The organism is Streptomyces sp. CB01881, from assembly GCF_002953255.1.
In the GTDB taxonomy this organism is placed as follows: domain Bacteria; phylum Actinomycetota; class Actinomycetes; order Streptomycetales; family Streptomycetaceae; genus Kitasatospora.
The window spans coordinates 11,030,918-11,031,372 of record NZ_CP026498.1 but is presented as its reverse complement, the minus strand read 5'-3'; the positions used below and the strand labels follow the sequence as shown (position 1 = coordinate 11,031,372).

Annotated in this window: 1 pseudogene; it reads right to left on the bottom strand. The window is 75.8% G+C overall.

The features are described from left to right. Window positions 1-455: pseudogene (locus C2142_RS37505) on the bottom strand (hypothetical protein); the annotation flags it as partial.

The following is a 455-nucleotide window of genomic DNA, read 5'->3' as shown; positions in this document are numbered from 1 at the left end:
GCGGCGAGCAGGCGCCCGGTGGTGGGCAGGTCGACGACGAGCGCCGTGTCGCCGGCCACCGGCAGTGAGGAGACCGCGCCGGTGACCTTGACCGGGAGGGTGACGTCGCCGAACGGCACCTGGACGGTGTCGCCGACGGCCGCGCCGACCGCGGTCAGGTAGGCGTGGGTGGCGATGCCGGAGAGGCTCTTGGGTGCCGGGGCGCCGGCCGGGGCGATGTTGGCCTGCGTGACCATTCCCTCCGGCCGGTAGCTCAGCGTGAACAGCTGCTGGTCGCCGGTGCGGGCCGGCGCGATGGTGCCGGCGGGCTTCCCGGCCGCCGCGACGGTGGTCCAGTCCAGGCCCGTGGAGGCGGGGACGGTGGTTGCCGCTGCGGCGGTGGTGTCGGCGACGCCGATCCGGCGGACGGTCAACTGCCCGGTCAGCGCGGGGCTGGCCGAGATCCTGCCAGCCGT